15 protein-coding genes are annotated in these 13467 nt (G+C 55.8%); 11 read left to right on the top strand and 4 right to left on the bottom strand.

The features are described 5' to 3' along the window. Nucleotides 1-56: 56 nt before the first annotated feature. Together I5L79_RS16190 and I5L79_RS16195 are read right to left on the bottom strand one after the other, a co-directional pair. Nucleotides 57-1652, bottom strand: coding sequence for a carboxylesterase/lipase family protein (locus I5L79_RS16190; protein ID WP_196956108.1), 1596 nt, complete (start codon nt 1650-1652; stop codon nt 57-59). Nucleotides 1653-1757: 105 nt separating this feature from the next. After that, a complete protein-coding gene (locus I5L79_RS16195; RefSeq protein WP_196956109.1) occupies nt 1758-2945 on the bottom strand; it encodes an aldo/keto reductase in 1188 nt (395 codons plus the stop codon). Nucleotides 2946-3592: 647 nt separating this feature from the next. Between I5L79_RS16195 and I5L79_RS16200 the strand changes: the two genes are divergently transcribed. The 4 genes from I5L79_RS16200 to I5L79_RS16215 all read left to right on the top strand — a co-directional run bounded on the left by I5L79_RS16200 (nt 3593) and on the right by I5L79_RS16215 (nt 6664). Then, nucleotides 3593-4246: a hypothetical protein gene (locus I5L79_RS16200; RefSeq protein ID WP_196956110.1), complete on the top strand. Its 654-nt coding sequence runs from the start codon at nt 3593-3595 to the stop codon at nt 4244-4246. Between the two features lie 247 nt (nt 4247-4493). Then, nucleotides 4494-5303 carry a hypothetical protein gene (locus I5L79_RS16205; RefSeq protein ID WP_196956111.1) on the top strand — a complete coding sequence of 270 codons (810 nt, stop codon included), beginning with the start codon at nt 4494-4496 and terminating at the stop codon, nt 5301-5303. Nucleotides 5304-5364: 61 nt separating this feature from the next. Continuing rightward, on the top strand, nt 5365-5640 hold the full coding sequence (locus I5L79_RS16210; RefSeq protein WP_196956112.1) for a hypothetical protein: 276 nt from the start codon (nt 5365-5367) through the stop codon (nt 5638-5640). A 751-nt stretch (nt 5641-6391) separates the two neighbouring features. Beyond that, nucleotides 6392-6664, top strand: a complete 273-nt coding sequence (locus I5L79_RS16215) for a hypothetical protein (protein ID WP_196956113.1) — start codon at nt 6392-6394, stop codon at nt 6662-6664. Nucleotides 6665-6758: 94 nt separating this feature from the next. Here the strand turns inward: I5L79_RS16215 and I5L79_RS16220 are convergent, their stop codons facing one another. Continuing rightward, the gene (locus I5L79_RS16220; RefSeq protein WP_196956114.1) at nt 6759-7307 is read right to left on the bottom strand and encodes a hypothetical protein; all 549 of its coding nucleotides are present in this window, start codon (nt 7305-7307) and stop codon (nt 6759-6761) included. A 428-nt stretch (nt 7308-7735) separates the two neighbouring features. On the opposite strand from I5L79_RS16220, the gene I5L79_RS16225 reads away from it, so the two are divergent. The 7 genes from I5L79_RS16225 (at nt 7736) to I5L79_RS16255 (ending at nt 12712) form a co-directional block, all read left to right on the top strand. After that, nucleotides 7736-7978 carry a hypothetical protein gene (locus tag I5L79_RS16225; protein WP_196956115.1) on the top strand — a complete coding sequence of 81 codons (243 nt, stop codon included), beginning with the start codon at nt 7736-7738 and terminating at the stop codon, nt 7976-7978. 93 nt (nt 7979-8071) lie between these two features. Continuing rightward, a complete protein-coding gene (locus I5L79_RS16230) occupies nt 8072-8800 on the top strand; it encodes a hypothetical protein (protein ID WP_196956116.1) in 729 nt (242 codons plus the stop codon). A 139-nt stretch (nt 8801-8939) separates the two neighbouring features. After that, nucleotides 8940-9590 (top strand): DUF6904 family protein, encoded by a 651-nt coding sequence (locus I5L79_RS16235; protein ID WP_196956117.1) that lies wholly within the window; start codon nt 8940-8942, stop codon nt 9588-9590. Nucleotides 9591-9736: 146 nt separating this feature from the next. Then, a complete protein-coding gene (locus I5L79_RS16240) occupies nt 9737-10321 on the top strand; it encodes a hypothetical protein (protein ID WP_196956118.1) in 585 nt (194 codons plus the stop codon). Between the two features lies 1 nt (nt 10322). Then, nucleotides 10323-10502, top strand: a complete 180-nt coding sequence (locus I5L79_RS16245; RefSeq protein WP_196956119.1) for a hypothetical protein — start codon at nt 10323-10325, stop codon at nt 10500-10502. A 36-nt stretch (nt 10503-10538) separates the two neighbouring features. Continuing rightward, on the top strand, nt 10539-10838 hold the full coding sequence (locus tag I5L79_RS16250) for a hypothetical protein (RefSeq protein ID WP_196956120.1): 300 nt from the start codon (nt 10539-10541) through the stop codon (nt 10836-10838). A gap of 182 nt (nt 10839-11020) precedes the next feature. Beyond that, nucleotides 11021-12712 (top strand): class I SAM-dependent methyltransferase, encoded by a 1692-nt coding sequence (locus I5L79_RS16255; protein WP_231403151.1) that lies wholly within the window; start codon nt 11021-11023, stop codon nt 12710-12712. Nucleotides 12713-12747: 35 nt separating this feature from the next. Here the strand turns inward: I5L79_RS16255 and I5L79_RS16260 are convergent, their stop codons facing one another. Then, nucleotides 12748-13368, bottom strand: coding sequence for a hypothetical protein (locus I5L79_RS16260; protein ID WP_196956122.1), 621 nt, complete (start codon nt 13366-13368; stop codon nt 12748-12750). Between the last annotated feature and the right edge of the window lie 99 nt (nt 13369-13467).

Genomic DNA, 13467 nt, shown 5'->3' on the forward strand with positions numbered 1-13467 from the left:
GTTTTGCGGGCACCGTACTATTGCTCCACGCCAGACTGGCATTGAGGATTCCTGCGTTAGCGGAGGCTGCCTGACGTGACGGCCTTTTCAATGACGTCCAGTCGCGCTTTCTTGGGGTCGGGCTCTCCAACGGCAGAGCCATCAGGTCGAAACTCAATGAGTTCATTCTTCCTGGAGTCATACACGGGCCAGGAGGGCAGTCCCTTGCCATTGGGATTACCGGACTTCGCAAAGTTGGCCCAATAGGTATTCATCATTGTGGCCACTTCTTGGTCTTTGGGAACCACAGCCGCCGCATTTTGCCCCCTGATGGTGCCAAATACATATGGAATCTCGGACGCATGTCCTGCGCCATACCGCATGTACTGCTGCATCGAAGGCGAGACATAGGAGAACAGGTAAATGTAGGCGGGCGTACCCTTGGCCGTAAACGCTTTCGCCGTAAATCGGGCCGGCTCTGCCCACACTTTGTCGGTGTTGACCTGCGTGAGCATCTTGGCAAATTCCGTGTTGCCATCCGCATCATAGACAGCGGCTGCCTGGTCCCTCGCGTTGCCGAACAACGAGAGCAGCTGCTCCTTGGAGGTAGCATTGACAAAGCCACCGGGCACCTCCGCGCTGTTGGACCCGATAATTATCGGCACCTGCGGCACCCGGCCGGCTTTGTAGGCACTCTCAGCCGTTTCCACCACGAGCTTGCCATCGAGAATCGGCCCTGGGTAGGTGGGCGGACCACCGGGGCCCGCTGTTTCCTGGCCGTCATCCAATATTTCGGCTGCACTGAGCGCCCGCAGCTTGGCCAAGGCTGCGGCATCTGTCCCTTCGATGTTACACCGCTTAGCAAAATTTACGCCGATGGCTTCCGCTGAAACGGGATAGTGCACATCCACATTTTCCTTATTGATGGGTCGTCCGGTAAGCACACCATCGCGGCCGCCGCCGGACTCCACAATAGCTTTGTGGAACAGCCCTTTCGCCGCGGGTATGGTCAGCAGGGATTGTACGGAAACCCCACCTGCCGACTCGCCGAAAATGGTCACGTTATTGGCGTCTCCCCCAAACTCGGCGATATTCTTCTGAATCCACTGCAGAGCCGCAATCTGGTCCATGTAGGCGTAGTTGCCTTTGGGCTCATTGGGCTTTTCCTGGCTCAAGGCGGGAAACGCGAAGAACCCGAACCGCCCTAACCGGTAGTTCATAGACACCAGCATCACCCCCTGCTTAGTAAACGAGGCCCCGGTAAAATCAGCGCCGCCCCCGCTACCGAACACAAAACCGCCACCGTGAATCCAGACCATTACGGGCAGCTTTGATTTCTTCGTGGCGGAAGCCGGGGCCCACACATTAAGAAACAGACAATCTTCGGAGGAAGTCTTCGACATGCCCGAGCCGCGTGGCCAGCCCGCCTGCGGGGCATCAGCCCCGTACTTGCTGGCCTCCCGCACGCCCTGCCACGCCGGGAAAGGTTGGGGCGGACGCCAGCGATTCGCGCCGACCGGAGCCGCCGCGTACGGGATACCCTTAAAGCTGGTGACATCCCCTTCCGTCACACCGCGTACGACGCCGGCGGCTGTACGAACCGTTGGCATGGGTTGCTGCGCCTGCAGGGCGTGGCTAATCAGCAAGACAAACCCCAGAATCATTCTTTTCATGGTGTGCGCGCTTAGATGGTTACCGTGTTATTTCTTTGGCGCCCTGCCTGCCCGCACTCGGACGGACAGGCACCTTCGCGCTGGACGCGGGCGATGTCGGCGGAATTAATTTCGGGCTTTGGGCGCGGCTTCAACCCCGGAAAATTGGAGCACCATCTGCGGCAGACGCTCGCCTTTAACCTGGATTTTGGCCAGTTCCGAGTTGAATTGCCCGATCTCGTCCGCCGTAAACCGGACGGCATCCGCCCCGTTGTTCTCCAGCATGTGTGCCATCTGCGTGGTGCCCGGGATGGGCACAATAAAAGGCTTTTGAGCCAGCAGCCAGGCCAGCGATATCTGAGCAGGTGTAGCTTGCTTCTGGGTTCCCCATCTTGTTACCAGCTCAACTTGGGCTAGGTTGCCCGGCATGTTCTCCGGCGAAAACCGGGACTCTATGCCGCGAATGTCGCCGGGCGCAAACCGGGTGTTGGCGTCAACGGCCCCGGTGAGGAAACCGACACCCAGCGGGCTCCACGGCACGAAGCCGATGCCGAGCTCCTGGCAGAGCGGAATGACTTCCGCTTCCGGTCCCCGCCAGAGTAGGGAATACTCGTTTTGAATCGCCGTCACCGGGTGAACGGCGTGCGCGCGCCGGACGGTTTGCAAGCCAGGTTCGGACAGGCCGTAATGCAACACTTTCCCCTGTTTGATGAGGTCTTGAAGTGCGCCGACCACGTCTTCGATGGGCACCGCCGGGTCGACCCGATGCTGGTACAGCAGGTCAATGCGGTCGGTGCGCAGGCGCTTAAGCATGTTCTCTACTACGAGCTTGATGTGATCGGGACGACTGTTTAGGCCCGGGAGACGCTGCCCGGTATTCTGGTCGATGTTCCAGCCGAACTTCGTCTCAATCACGATTTTGTTGCGGAAGGGGCCCACGGCCTCGCCGAGGATGCGCTCCACTTCCCACGGACCGTACGCCTCCGCTGCGTCGAACAAGGTAACGCCGTGGTCGTAGGCGCTGCGGATGATGTCGTGCATCTGGGCCCGGTTCGGAACCTCTGTCGTGTACTTGCGGCTCATGTTCTGCACGCCCAGGCCCACGCTGGAAACCTCCAGGGTGCCCAGCTTGCGCCGGCCCTTGACCGTGGAGGATTGCTGCCCGGCCGACTGGGTACTGCTACCAGCGGCACCCGCCGCGAGCGTTTTGCACCCACCGGGCAGCATGGTTACGCCAGCAAGCAGCAAACCTGACTTCAAAATATCCCGACGTTTCAGGCCGGTAGTTGCATCGTTGTTGGGTGGGGTTTCCATAGGTGATTGGTCAGTTTTATTGTGCCATACGCACCTTGCGGTCCAGTGCCTTTTACACGACAAAGATCCTTTCATTCTACAAGGAAGAAAAAAGCTAATCAAACCAATCAGTATGAAATTCAAACACTTTCTGTCTTAGACACTATTACCCTAAGTCCCGCCTCTCGACACCGGGCGACATCATCACGCGCTACCCCCACCTGCTGTGGTAGAGAGCGGTGACAAACCCTAACGAAGTCTGGAGCACGGATATCAACTAGTTACCTGTGGCCAGGGGCATCCTCTACCTGGTGGCCGTGCTCGACTAAGAGCTGAGCAACACGCTGGACTAGGGCTCTTGTCTTACTGCCCTGACCGAGGCTCTGCACTAGCAGCCAGTCCCGCACATCTTCCAATCCGACCAAGGCAGCCAGTTCACCAGCGCCACCTTCGAGCAGTAAAGCTCCGGTAACGTGCGGCTGGTGCGGCCACGTTACCGCCGCCAACAACTACGACTTGAGTACAGGCTATGCCGTCTGCCCGTCGTGCGGAGGCAATTAAAAATAGTTGGTTTTGGGCTAAATATACGGGTTATTTGTTGCTTTCAAGCATCAAAAGGGTGACCAAATTCGTACACGGACTATACAACGCAAACACCCTTCCCGACCGTGAAAGCCCTCGCCCCGAAATCTGCTCCTTTGTTTGCCCCCCGTCTGACCGCCTTTGGCTGCATTGACTGGCCTGCCGTGATGGAAACCTATGAGTTTACGTTCATCGGCTTGTGTAGCGACCCGGATAGGCGCGGCTGCTACGGCCAGCCTTTCATTGAGGACGCCCAGGCGGCTCCCTACCAAGGCTTGCCATTCGTCTCAGGCTTCAACACGGAAGACGACCGGAGTTTGAATGAACTGCTGCACGAACTGCGCTTGGTTGAGCAACACCCCGAACGGGTGGAAAAGCTGATGACCCAGCCGCAACGGGAGTTTCTGGGCACATGGGTACCGGTGGACTTGCCTGTTGAGTTTCGGTGCCTGTATGCTAACATGACGCTAGCTGAGCGTCAGCAGCTCTTTCTGCGCGACCTGATACAGGCAACGCGCCAGCGCATCTACCATCAGCGCCTTAACGCGGCCGAGAGGGTGCAGCAGCAGAACACGCAATGCCGTCGGCAGCAGGAAAGCAACAGCTACTGGGCAAAGGTCGATGCCAACCGTGAACTAAGCCGACAAGTGCGAAGTAAGCTCCAGCGGCAGTCAGGCTACACCCTAACCTTTCATCAGCCTGCCGAGCAGCTAGATTTGTTTGTCAGTCAAGCAGCCTAAATGTGAATAAGCCTGCAATTCTCCGCCTTAAGGTGCGCTACTACGGGCGGCCATTGGAACACTGGGTGTTGTTAAACTCGTCCGGCTCGGTAATGGTCTACTAGCACTTGATGCCGGCCAATTGCTAGGCGTTTACCGAAAGGAGCGAAAGCGCGCACTCTGAAAAGGCAATAGATTTGACCTCTCTGTGCGGGATACTCCTGGTATGGCAGTTTACCCGAACCAGGAGTTCTTACCTGCATCCCCTATGCTTTGGATTTCGTCTCGCTCCTATTGGTTTGGCTTAGCTTCTCACTTCCTACTGCTTGGGGGGGTGTTTACCTTGATAGCTTGTCAAGGACCACCGGCGCAGGTTGCTCCACCCGCCAAAGCCTTTAGCGAAGGCCGAAAGCTGACGTACCAAGTAACGCAGGTTACTCCGGGTAGCCAGCAAGCACAGCTGGATACCATGGTGCTCACCAGCTTTGGTCCCAGTTTAAATTGGGGCGTCGATACGTTCCGTACCGCTCATTTCGCCCTCATCACGCGGCAAACAAAACTAGGCTATAGCTACGATGCCCACGCCGCGCCACATGATTTTTCGGGCGTCATCGAGCACGATTCGCTCTTGTGGCTCCATCCCCCCCGGGAGGAGGCCTATTCTATTTTGGAGCTGAGCCCTTTTCCTTACATCCAATTGCCCGCCAAAACGGGCCATCGGTGGACGTGGGATTTAATGGTGAACGAGAAGTGGGGCAACCCTAAGTGGGCAACGTGGCAGGGCAATATTCAGGTGCGCAGCCAGTATGAAGTCGTCGGTCAGCGGGAATTGCGCACGCCGCTGGGCTCCTTACCATGCTGGCTGGTTCGCGCCCACGCAAGCAGCTCAGTGGGTAACTCTTCCCTGGACCTCTGGTATCATCCCGCCTATGGGTTTGTGCAACTGGACTATCGTACCCTCAACGGTACTCGGTTTATTTTCAAGCTGGTGGCCGAGAGCCTGGAGCACCCCGCCAAGCCATTGCCGCTACCCAATTCATTGCTTTTTGTGCCCCTCATGAGCGCCAGGAGTGGCTGACTCTTATCCTTCCTCAAAACGGCTTCACTGCGGTTCCTGCCGACCAAGCGCTTCCAAACCTATGAGTACGACCCTCCTGGAAATATTCGAGCAGGCCCGCCACACCTTGCGAGTAGAACAAGAACGCCTGCGGTTAAACCGGCAGACGTATAACAGCTACCAGCGGCAAGCAATGGCCGCTGGGATGCCTGCGCCCGAGCGGGAGCAGTACGGCGCCCAGGCCCTGGCACGAGTAGGGCGCAGCATTACGGTTGTGGCTGATGCCGAAGCCCAGGTAGAAGGAGCATACACCGCTATTCCGGAGGCTGACAGGCCAATGGTTGAGTATTGGAGTTGACAGGAGCACCCTGGAGGAAGAAAGCACAACGGCTGGGTATCATACCCGGCCGTTGTGCTTTTGATGGGGTCCTATTTGCCGCTGCAGAACATAGCGGGGGGTGTGCCGTTTAGGGGCCGGGCTTTTCTTTAGGGATTCAGGAAGCGTAGGGGTATGGTTATAGACTCTCCAGAGGGCTCTTAGGGCATGGACAGAAGCCGCACAACCCGTTGAACCTGCTACAAGCACAATAGCGGCGTGAAGGCTATCCATTCGCTTACTGGGCAACGATGTGGAGTGAGGCCATTACATACGGTACACGTAATAGCTTGGAAGAAGCGGAGGATTTGTGTTGCATAAAGCAGAGAGAAAATAGAAGTGTCAAAGTACGAGCGTTTTTGGATTCATTGCAATTATATTTAATTGCAATGAGCAATGCATTACATTACCTTACATGCGATTTAACAGATTTTCGTTCGGCTTCTGAGTACAGATAGTGGCTGTTCAATACCAACAACACCTTTGCCTAAGCTGCCTGATTGTTGCCTTATATAAACCAGTGTTGAATAAACGCGTATATTTGGCAACAACGCAATTCTCTGAGTCATGCAGCCTCGAAGGGTAGCTGGATTCCGCAGCTTTCAGCTAGCTGAGGCAATAGGTCTTGCCGACCTGTAAAGGCTAATTGCCGGGTAAGACTGCATGAGAAAGCCTCAGGACTACCCCGCATTCACCATTTCAGCCTAGCCGGGGGCTATACCCGGACGCACTTATGAGAGATCCTTCAGCATTTCCTTATCCCGAAACCTACTCGGATAATGGTGATGGATTGCCGACCGGAAACAATGACGGCAGCCCAGGTATGTCACTGCTCGACTACTATGCTGGTCAAGCTCTTGTCGGCCTAGCCACAAGGCCAGAATTTCAACAACTAAGCCAGCCCGCAATGGCGACCAAGTGCTTTGAGATTGCACACGCAATGCTCAATGAACGGCAAAAACAACATGCCCCACCGGCAGAACCAGGACTACGCGTAGTGAACTAATACGGAGCTGTGGCAAAGGGTGTAACCAAACTAAAACCTTTTATAAGTGCCACTTTCAGGGAAATCCCTTCGGATGATGCTACGGTTCGGGCGCTTACCCGGCGTCAACAACGCCTGTGCCGTCGAGCAACGTGCGAATGCCAGGCGCCAGCAGTTGGTCAAAATGACCTACCTGGATCAATAGGGCGGCGGCGTATTCTTCCTGCGTAGCAAATTGCAGGGTCAAGGCCTGGACGTAGCCTGCCATTGTAACGTCATCGGGCATAGCGCTTTTGCGGGCCCCTCGGTAGATGGTCAACCACAGGCTACCTACCTGATCCAGTTCTTTCGGCTTCAGCAGGTGTGGCCAGTCTCCGAACGGCACAGCGCCCTGGGTAACGGCCCAAAACATGGCAGCGGTCTTAAGCGGGTGGTCCATGCACCAGAGCATCTGCATCAACAGCGCTTCCATAAGCACCGGGTCGCGCTGCAGCGCGGCCGTACACTTGGGCCACAAAGCCACTTCCACTTTTTTGCCGCGCGGCGGCCACATGGCCGGTATCACGCGCCCGTCCCGGCCTTCCATGAAAAAGGCCGCAATGCCCCGTTCCCGAAAGCGTTGTAAATAAGTGGGGTAGTGCTCCATCCGCAAGCGGTCAGACACCTGCAGAGACAAGGGGTAGAGAAAGCAGCAGTTAAACGGGGTGATTACTAGCACTGCGTTGATGCTCAGACCTACGGCGGTATTCAACTTTTATGCGATGTGTATAATCGGCGCGGGTTTGGGTCACTGGGCGAATGGCACTACCTGGTTGGCGGCCCACACAGTGCTTACCCAATAGCGGAAACTAACGCCGCCGGAGTGCCCCCTGACCGGCCCAAAGCCAGACAGAGGGTAGCTCGCTGACTTCGCTTTGCCAGCAGGACACTAGGAGTCAGGCCAACTCCAATAAAAAACTTTGCAACTAAATTTAGTCGCATTCATTGTTGCAACTAAATTTAGTTGCTATGTTTGGGACGTGGCCGGTATTCAGCCTCCGCGTAAGCCGAAAAGCGAGTAGAGTAGGCATCTGTATTTTCTCTTTCAATACCATGAAAAAAAAATTCACAAGCATCCTGCACTCTGTGCGCCAAAAGGGTAAAAAGGTAGCCGTAGTGGGCGCTTTGTCCGCCGGCATGATGGTGGCCGTAGCGCCAGCGAACAAGGCCGAAGCCAAGTGGTTTGGCACTGCCGTAGAGTGTGACGGCTTCGGCGGCGCCCGCAGCGTCACCCGCATCTTCGGCATTGCCGTTTCCGAAGGTGGTACGGTTCCTAACTCGGCCATGTGCCAGTAACCGTATCCATTGTAGTAGTAAAAAAAGGTCAATACCGGGTAGCGATGCCCGGTATTGCTTTTGTTTCCGACCTTGTAGGTTCACAAAGCTATTATGCTCGCAGCTCTGCTCCTTTTTAGCGGTTCGTTGCTTACCAGCAACCCCGACTCTATCAAGCCCATCGCCCCGCAAACCTTAGCTGGCGTAACTATTCGTCCAGGTCAGGAAGTGACCGTTACGCCCTTTGGGGAGAAGGTTAAACCACTACGTACGTACTACCTGATTGCAGGCACTAACATTGCCGTACAACTGCCGGCCAGCACCAGAGGTACCCTCCGTCGCATTCAGATCCAGCTGAAGCCAACGGACGTGCGCGCCGGGCGCCTGCGCGTGCAGTTGCTGGCCGCTCCGGAAGGAATTGTCAGCACTGTACCGGAAGAAGCCCAGCTACTGCCGGCACCGATTTACGTTACCCCGCAACAGATGAAAGAAGCCCCTAAGGGCTTGCTGACGCTGGATGTAACGGAGTATAATATCCCTATGCCGAACGGCGGCGTTTTCGTGCTGGTAGAAGGGCTGGGCTCCCTTACGGCACCGAATTATGTGGCCATGACGATGCCTACGAAAGGCTCGGGAGCTGCCACGGTCGTGACGGGTGGCGACAATGGCTATGAAACAACCAGGCTAACAGAGTGGGCAGAGCTGGAGCTGGCCACCTCCAACACCGAGCCTCGCACGTGGATAAAAGGTACCGACGGCCGCGGCTGGACGTTGCGCAAGCCTCGGGAGGACCCGAAGAAAGTAATCAACAGCCGCGTTTCCGTGGTAGTTGCAAAGGAATAACCTGGCCAGTAGAGCTTGGTATTAGGCTATTGAAAGCCCCCTGGCTGCGCAGCCAGGGGGCTTTCAATTTTTGTGGGCCGGCGCTTAGATAGGGAAAGCAAACTAAATATTCCTTCCCATTACTTACTATTGGCTAACTATGATAGCCGCCAAAGTCACATATCGAGGTACGGGCATTCAGCTGCAAGGAAGTCCGGAGGAGTTGGAAATGTTGTACAGCACCGTTCACCGCCTTTCATTTGGTGTGTCCACTCTGCAATGGGACCCGCTGCTGCAGGAGTTGATGAGCTTTGCTTATGAGGTGCGCAAGGGCTTCTGCGGAGCGCGCCTACGAATCCAGCGTTCGCCGGAACCAGTTATAATGGGGTTCCGCTATTACTTACCCTACATCATAGTCGTGTCAAATGTCTTGCGCTTTGCTGCAGGACGAGTCACTACGACGAGAGCGGATCAAGGCCAGCTTCAACACCTGGAGACCATACTCAGGCAAGCAATTTTGAAACATAATCCTGCTGCGGACGCGCTGGCTGCGCTGGTGGGACAGGGCCTGTTGGTGGAAACCAGATATGTAGGAGTTCTAACTGAAAAGCTGACACTAGTGTATGTGAAAAGCCGACCGGATAAGTATCGGTTTGGCCGGTTGGCAAGCGATTTACAAGCCTATTTCAATCCTGCAAGCAATCAGTATAAGGCGGTTGAACAACATGTTAAAGCTGCTTTAGACGAACAAGGGGGCTATATATCAGATCTGACTTATGAGAATTATTGGCCCGAAAAGATTATCTGGTAAGGGCGATTGGGCTGATGAAAGCGGAGGGGATAAGCGCCAATAAATAGCAACAAATAAGGGGTCAATGCGTATAAATAGCAACACGCAATTGCCCTTAGATGCTCTCTCCCCAAACGCCTGCTTTCAGCGCATCAGCTGCACCGGGTATGATTAAATTTCACGGCACGCCTATTGGTGGCAGCCGGGCCGATGCAGTGCAGGCGTTGCGCGGCCGCTATGGGCTGGTTAGCTATGCGCGGCCCGATCAGCTCAATATCACCCTGGAAGTTTGCCGGGGATTCATTCTCGACAACGGAGCATTTAGCCAGTGGCGCAAGGGCGCTACCGAGTTCGGGGACTACGACGGCTATACGGCCTGGGTCGAAAAGCTTCAGCAGCACCCACGTTTCTTGTGGGCCATCATCCCCGACCACATTGCCGGCTCAGAGGCCAAGAACAATGAGTACCTGGCCCGCTGGCCCAAGCACCTGCGCGGCGTGCCAGTCTACCACATGCACCATTCGCTTGACCGGCTGTTGTGGCTGGCCCAGAACTACGAAACGGTAGCGCTCGGCGGTGGCATCGGTTACGAGGTGCTGAAAAGCCGGATCTGGTGGCAGCGCATCAGGGAAATGATGGATGTGGTAGACTGGCACGGCCGGCCACTGTGCCGGCTACACAGCCTGCGGATGCTTGACCCCAGGGTGTTCACCGTGCTGCCGCTTAGTTCGGGCGACTCCACTAACGTGTAACGTGGCCCGCAACAGCGGCCAGGTAGCTCGGTTTACTGGCACCACTGCCAAAACGCGCGGCGACCGGGCCTGCCTGATTGCCGACCGCATCGAAGCCTATGATTCGGCCCGCAGCTGGCGCCGCAATGGCCGGCGGGTCTCTTTGTTCGGTTCTTTCCCCAGCGTCGCGCAGGCGGCCTGATTTTGCCTCTTTTCTTCATTTCAACCCCATACCATTATGCGCAATTCTCGCATTCCCCACGCCAGCTTTACCTACGAGTTTAGTGACGACAACATACTGCAGATCATCGATCAGGACCAGGGCAAGACTGTCACCAACGATATCGACTACGTGCTGAGCGAAATCAGCCGGGAAGAAAACCGCCCGCTGGCCGGATGCACGGTGATTTACCGCGACTCTATGGGCTTCTGGGACGGAGTAGCACTTACAGCTTCAGGACAATTCTCGAACTTCTACTCCGTGCGTGAGACCGACGTAGAAAAGGCCCTGCAGAAGGTGCGTGGTACTATTAGGTGAAAAGGGGCAGTAGGAGTAGAAATGCATTAAGGGGCCAAATGAGGCCCTTTTTTGTGGACAAATGGCAACATGCTAGTTTCTTTAGCGTATATATTTAGCAACAAAGGCATCGTGCACTAATCCCCTTAGCACCTATGTTCAACGCTGAATTTTTCCCCTCGACACCCGCCGTAATCGAACGCATGTTGCAGCCCTGGCTGGCCCAGCCCCGCGACACCGGCCGCGGCATGCGGGGCTACCATCAGTCGGACCTTCTGAAAATGACGATTTGCGACACCAGCGCCGGCAGCGGGGCAATTCTGGATTGGATTGATGAGCACCTGCGCCGCACCCATGACGGGCATTGGAACAGCTACAGCAAGCACCTGTACGCATGTGAAATCGACCAGGAGCTGAAGGCCATGCTTCAGGGCAAAAACTACAAAGTCATTGCGGATGATTTCCTGGAGTATACCGGGGATCACCAATTCGACTTAATTGTCATGAATCCTCCCTTCAGCTGCGCCGATAAGCACATTCTGCACGCATTTAAGACGGTAGCGCCCGGGGGCCATGTGGTTTCCATCCTGAACTCGGAAACGATCAACAACCCGTTCACCGAAACGCGCCAGCTGCTGGCCAAGCTTATTGCGGACTACGGTACGGCCCCCGTCGAGGAGCTGGGCCAGGTATTCCTGGCGGAAGACGCCGAGCGCAAAACCGACGTGCACGTTTCCCTAATCCGCCTGCAGCGCCCAGCCGAGCGCGACCCGCTTAATTTTGATTTCCACAGCCGCCGTACGACTTACGACGGCCCGGACCTAAGCGAGGATACGTTTAAGGATGCCGTAATGGTGAACGATGTAATCGGCAATATGATGGTCGGCTACGAGCAGGCAAAGCAGGCCTTCGTAGAGTACATGCGGGCCCGCAGTGCCCTGCAGTTTTACGGTGCCGGGCTGGTGAACTATCAGCGCGATATTCTGGACGTGGCCAACGAAGCACTTGCCAGCAGCGACAACCAGCGGGCGAAGTACAATGAGTTCAGCGACAGCCTGAATCAAAGCGCCTGGCACGTGGTGCTGGACAAACTAAATATCCAGAAGTACCTAACGCACCAGGTCCGGCAGGACTTCGCCAAATATGGTCGCGCGCAGGGCTACATGCAGTTCAATAAAGAGAACGTGGCTAGCTTAGTCGAGATGGTATTTGAGAATCGAGGTACCATCCTTGAAAAGGCCGTGGTAGCCGTGTTCGACATTTTTACAAGCTATTACAAGGAAAACCGCTGCCACGTGGAAGGCTGGAAAACCAATGACCGGTATAAGGTAAATCGCAAGATCATACTCCCGAGCTGGGTACGCTGGGACGACTGGAGCACGCCGCGCGACCTGAAAACCTACGGCAGCCGCTTTACCATGAACTACCATCTGTATGATGAATACAACGATATAGATAAAGTACTCTGCTATTTAACCGGCGAGGACTATGATAAATGCTATACCATCCGCCAGGCCCTGGAAACGCGCTTTAACCGGCTGGGCAAGGTTTACCCCGGCGAACAGTTCGACAGCGAATGCGAAAGCCAGTTCTTTAACCTGCGCTTCTTCAAAAAGGGCACCCTGCACCTTGAATTCAAAGACGAAATGCTGTGGCAGGAATTCAATTTGCGGGCCTGCGCGGGTAAACTGTGGTTGCCGGAGCCGGAAATGAAGGCTTACCGCGAACGGAAACGCAGCCCGTTTGACCCGGCATCAGCCGAGGCCGAGCCCATACCGCAACTGAGGGCCCTCGAAGCCCCGGCCAAAGAAACCGCCCCCGCTCAGGAGCAGCCAACCGTACGCCGGCTGGCCGGGCCGGGCGTGCAGCTTAATTGGCTGGACGCGGCGGCCTAGCGAGTGCAGGGCCACCGCATTGAGCGGTGGCCCTGTTAGAGGTCGGCGGCGCCGCCCTCGTTGGCGAGAGGCTTAACCACGTCCGCTGTGGCCACCTTATCACTTAATGTCAGGTAGCCGCGCTTACCTTCCTTGCCGTTTTCGTGATAGGACCCGACGACTTTTTCACCAATCCACCAGTACCAGCGGCCCGGTAGTCCAGGCCGTTTATCCAATACTGGTTCCCCATACAGCCCCTTCGCCGCGTTGAGCAGCTTATCAGTGTTGTCGCCAAGGACAGTCAGCGTTACACGGGCCAGCTTGTCGTTATGGAAGCCATAGGTAATGGCCTGCACCTCGGCAGTGCCTACCTGCAGCTTTTCCTTCTCAGGCTTTTTCTGGTAATCCTTGAGGGTTACGTTTTCCCGGCCGGGCAGCTCGACCAGATCCGGAATACTGGCGCGGTCCTGGCCGAAGCTCAGCTCCCGAAAACCGTTTTTCTCATCAATCATTGGGGTGACCACCACGCTGCCGGCAGCGGGTCCGGTAGCGGCTTGCGTTTGGTCCGCTTCAGCAGAAGGGGAACTGCAGCCGGCAGCTGCCAATGATAAAAACAAGAGGTAGCTTTTCATAGCCATGTTCAGGAAGCGCTGGAAGATGAGCGCGTGTGGATTCACAAATAAGCGGATATAATCTCGTGAAATCAAAACACGGCAGTAGCAACAGGCCCGATATACGCGCATGAGGCGGGTTTATTGTAGCTAATTGTCGTCAAT

It is taken from the genome of Hymenobacter guriensis, from assembly GCF_015773195.1.
In the GTDB taxonomy this organism is placed as follows: Bacteria; Bacteroidota; Bacteroidia; order Cytophagales; family Hymenobacteraceae; genus Hymenobacter; species Hymenobacter guriensis.

Bases quoted from the DNA above. Each gene is read 5' to 3' on its own strand.
- I5L79_RS16255 (WP_231403151.1), top strand. From the start codon at position 11,021: ATGTTGCAGCCCTGGCTGGCCCAGCCCCGCGACACCGGCCGCGGCATG.
- I5L79_RS16215 (WP_196956113.1), top strand. From the start codon at position 6,392: ATGAGAGATCCTTCAGCATTTCCTTATCCCGAAACCTACTCGGATAAT.
- I5L79_RS16195 (WP_196956109.1), bottom strand. From the start codon at position 2,945: ATGGAAACCCCACCCAACAACGATGCAACTACCGGCCTGAAACGTCGG.
- I5L79_RS16210 (WP_196956112.1), top strand. From the start codon at position 5,365: ATGAGTACGACCCTCCTGGAAATATTCGAGCAGGCCCGCCACACCTTG.
- I5L79_RS16240 (WP_196956118.1), top strand. From the start codon at position 9,737: ATGATTAAATTTCACGGCACGCCTATTGGTGGCAGCCGGGCCGATGCA.
- I5L79_RS16235 (WP_196956117.1), top strand. From the start codon at position 8,940: ATGATAGCCGCCAAAGTCACATATCGAGGTACGGGCATTCAGCTGCAA.
- I5L79_RS16230 (WP_196956116.1), top strand. From the start codon at position 8,072: ATGCTCGCAGCTCTGCTCCTTTTTAGCGGTTCGTTGCTTACCAGCAAC.
- I5L79_RS16225 (WP_196956115.1), top strand. From the start codon at position 7,736: ATGAAAAAAAAATTCACAAGCATCCTGCACTCTGTGCGCCAAAAGGGT.
- I5L79_RS16205 (WP_196956111.1), top strand. From the start codon at position 4,494: ATGCTTTGGATTTCGTCTCGCTCCTATTGGTTTGGCTTAGCTTCTCAC.
- I5L79_RS16190 (WP_196956108.1), bottom strand. From the start codon at position 1,652: ATGAAAAGAATGATTCTGGGGTTTGTCTTGCTGATTAGCCACGCCCTG.
- I5L79_RS16250 (WP_196956120.1), top strand. From the start codon at position 10,539: ATGCGCAATTCTCGCATTCCCCACGCCAGCTTTACCTACGAGTTTAGT.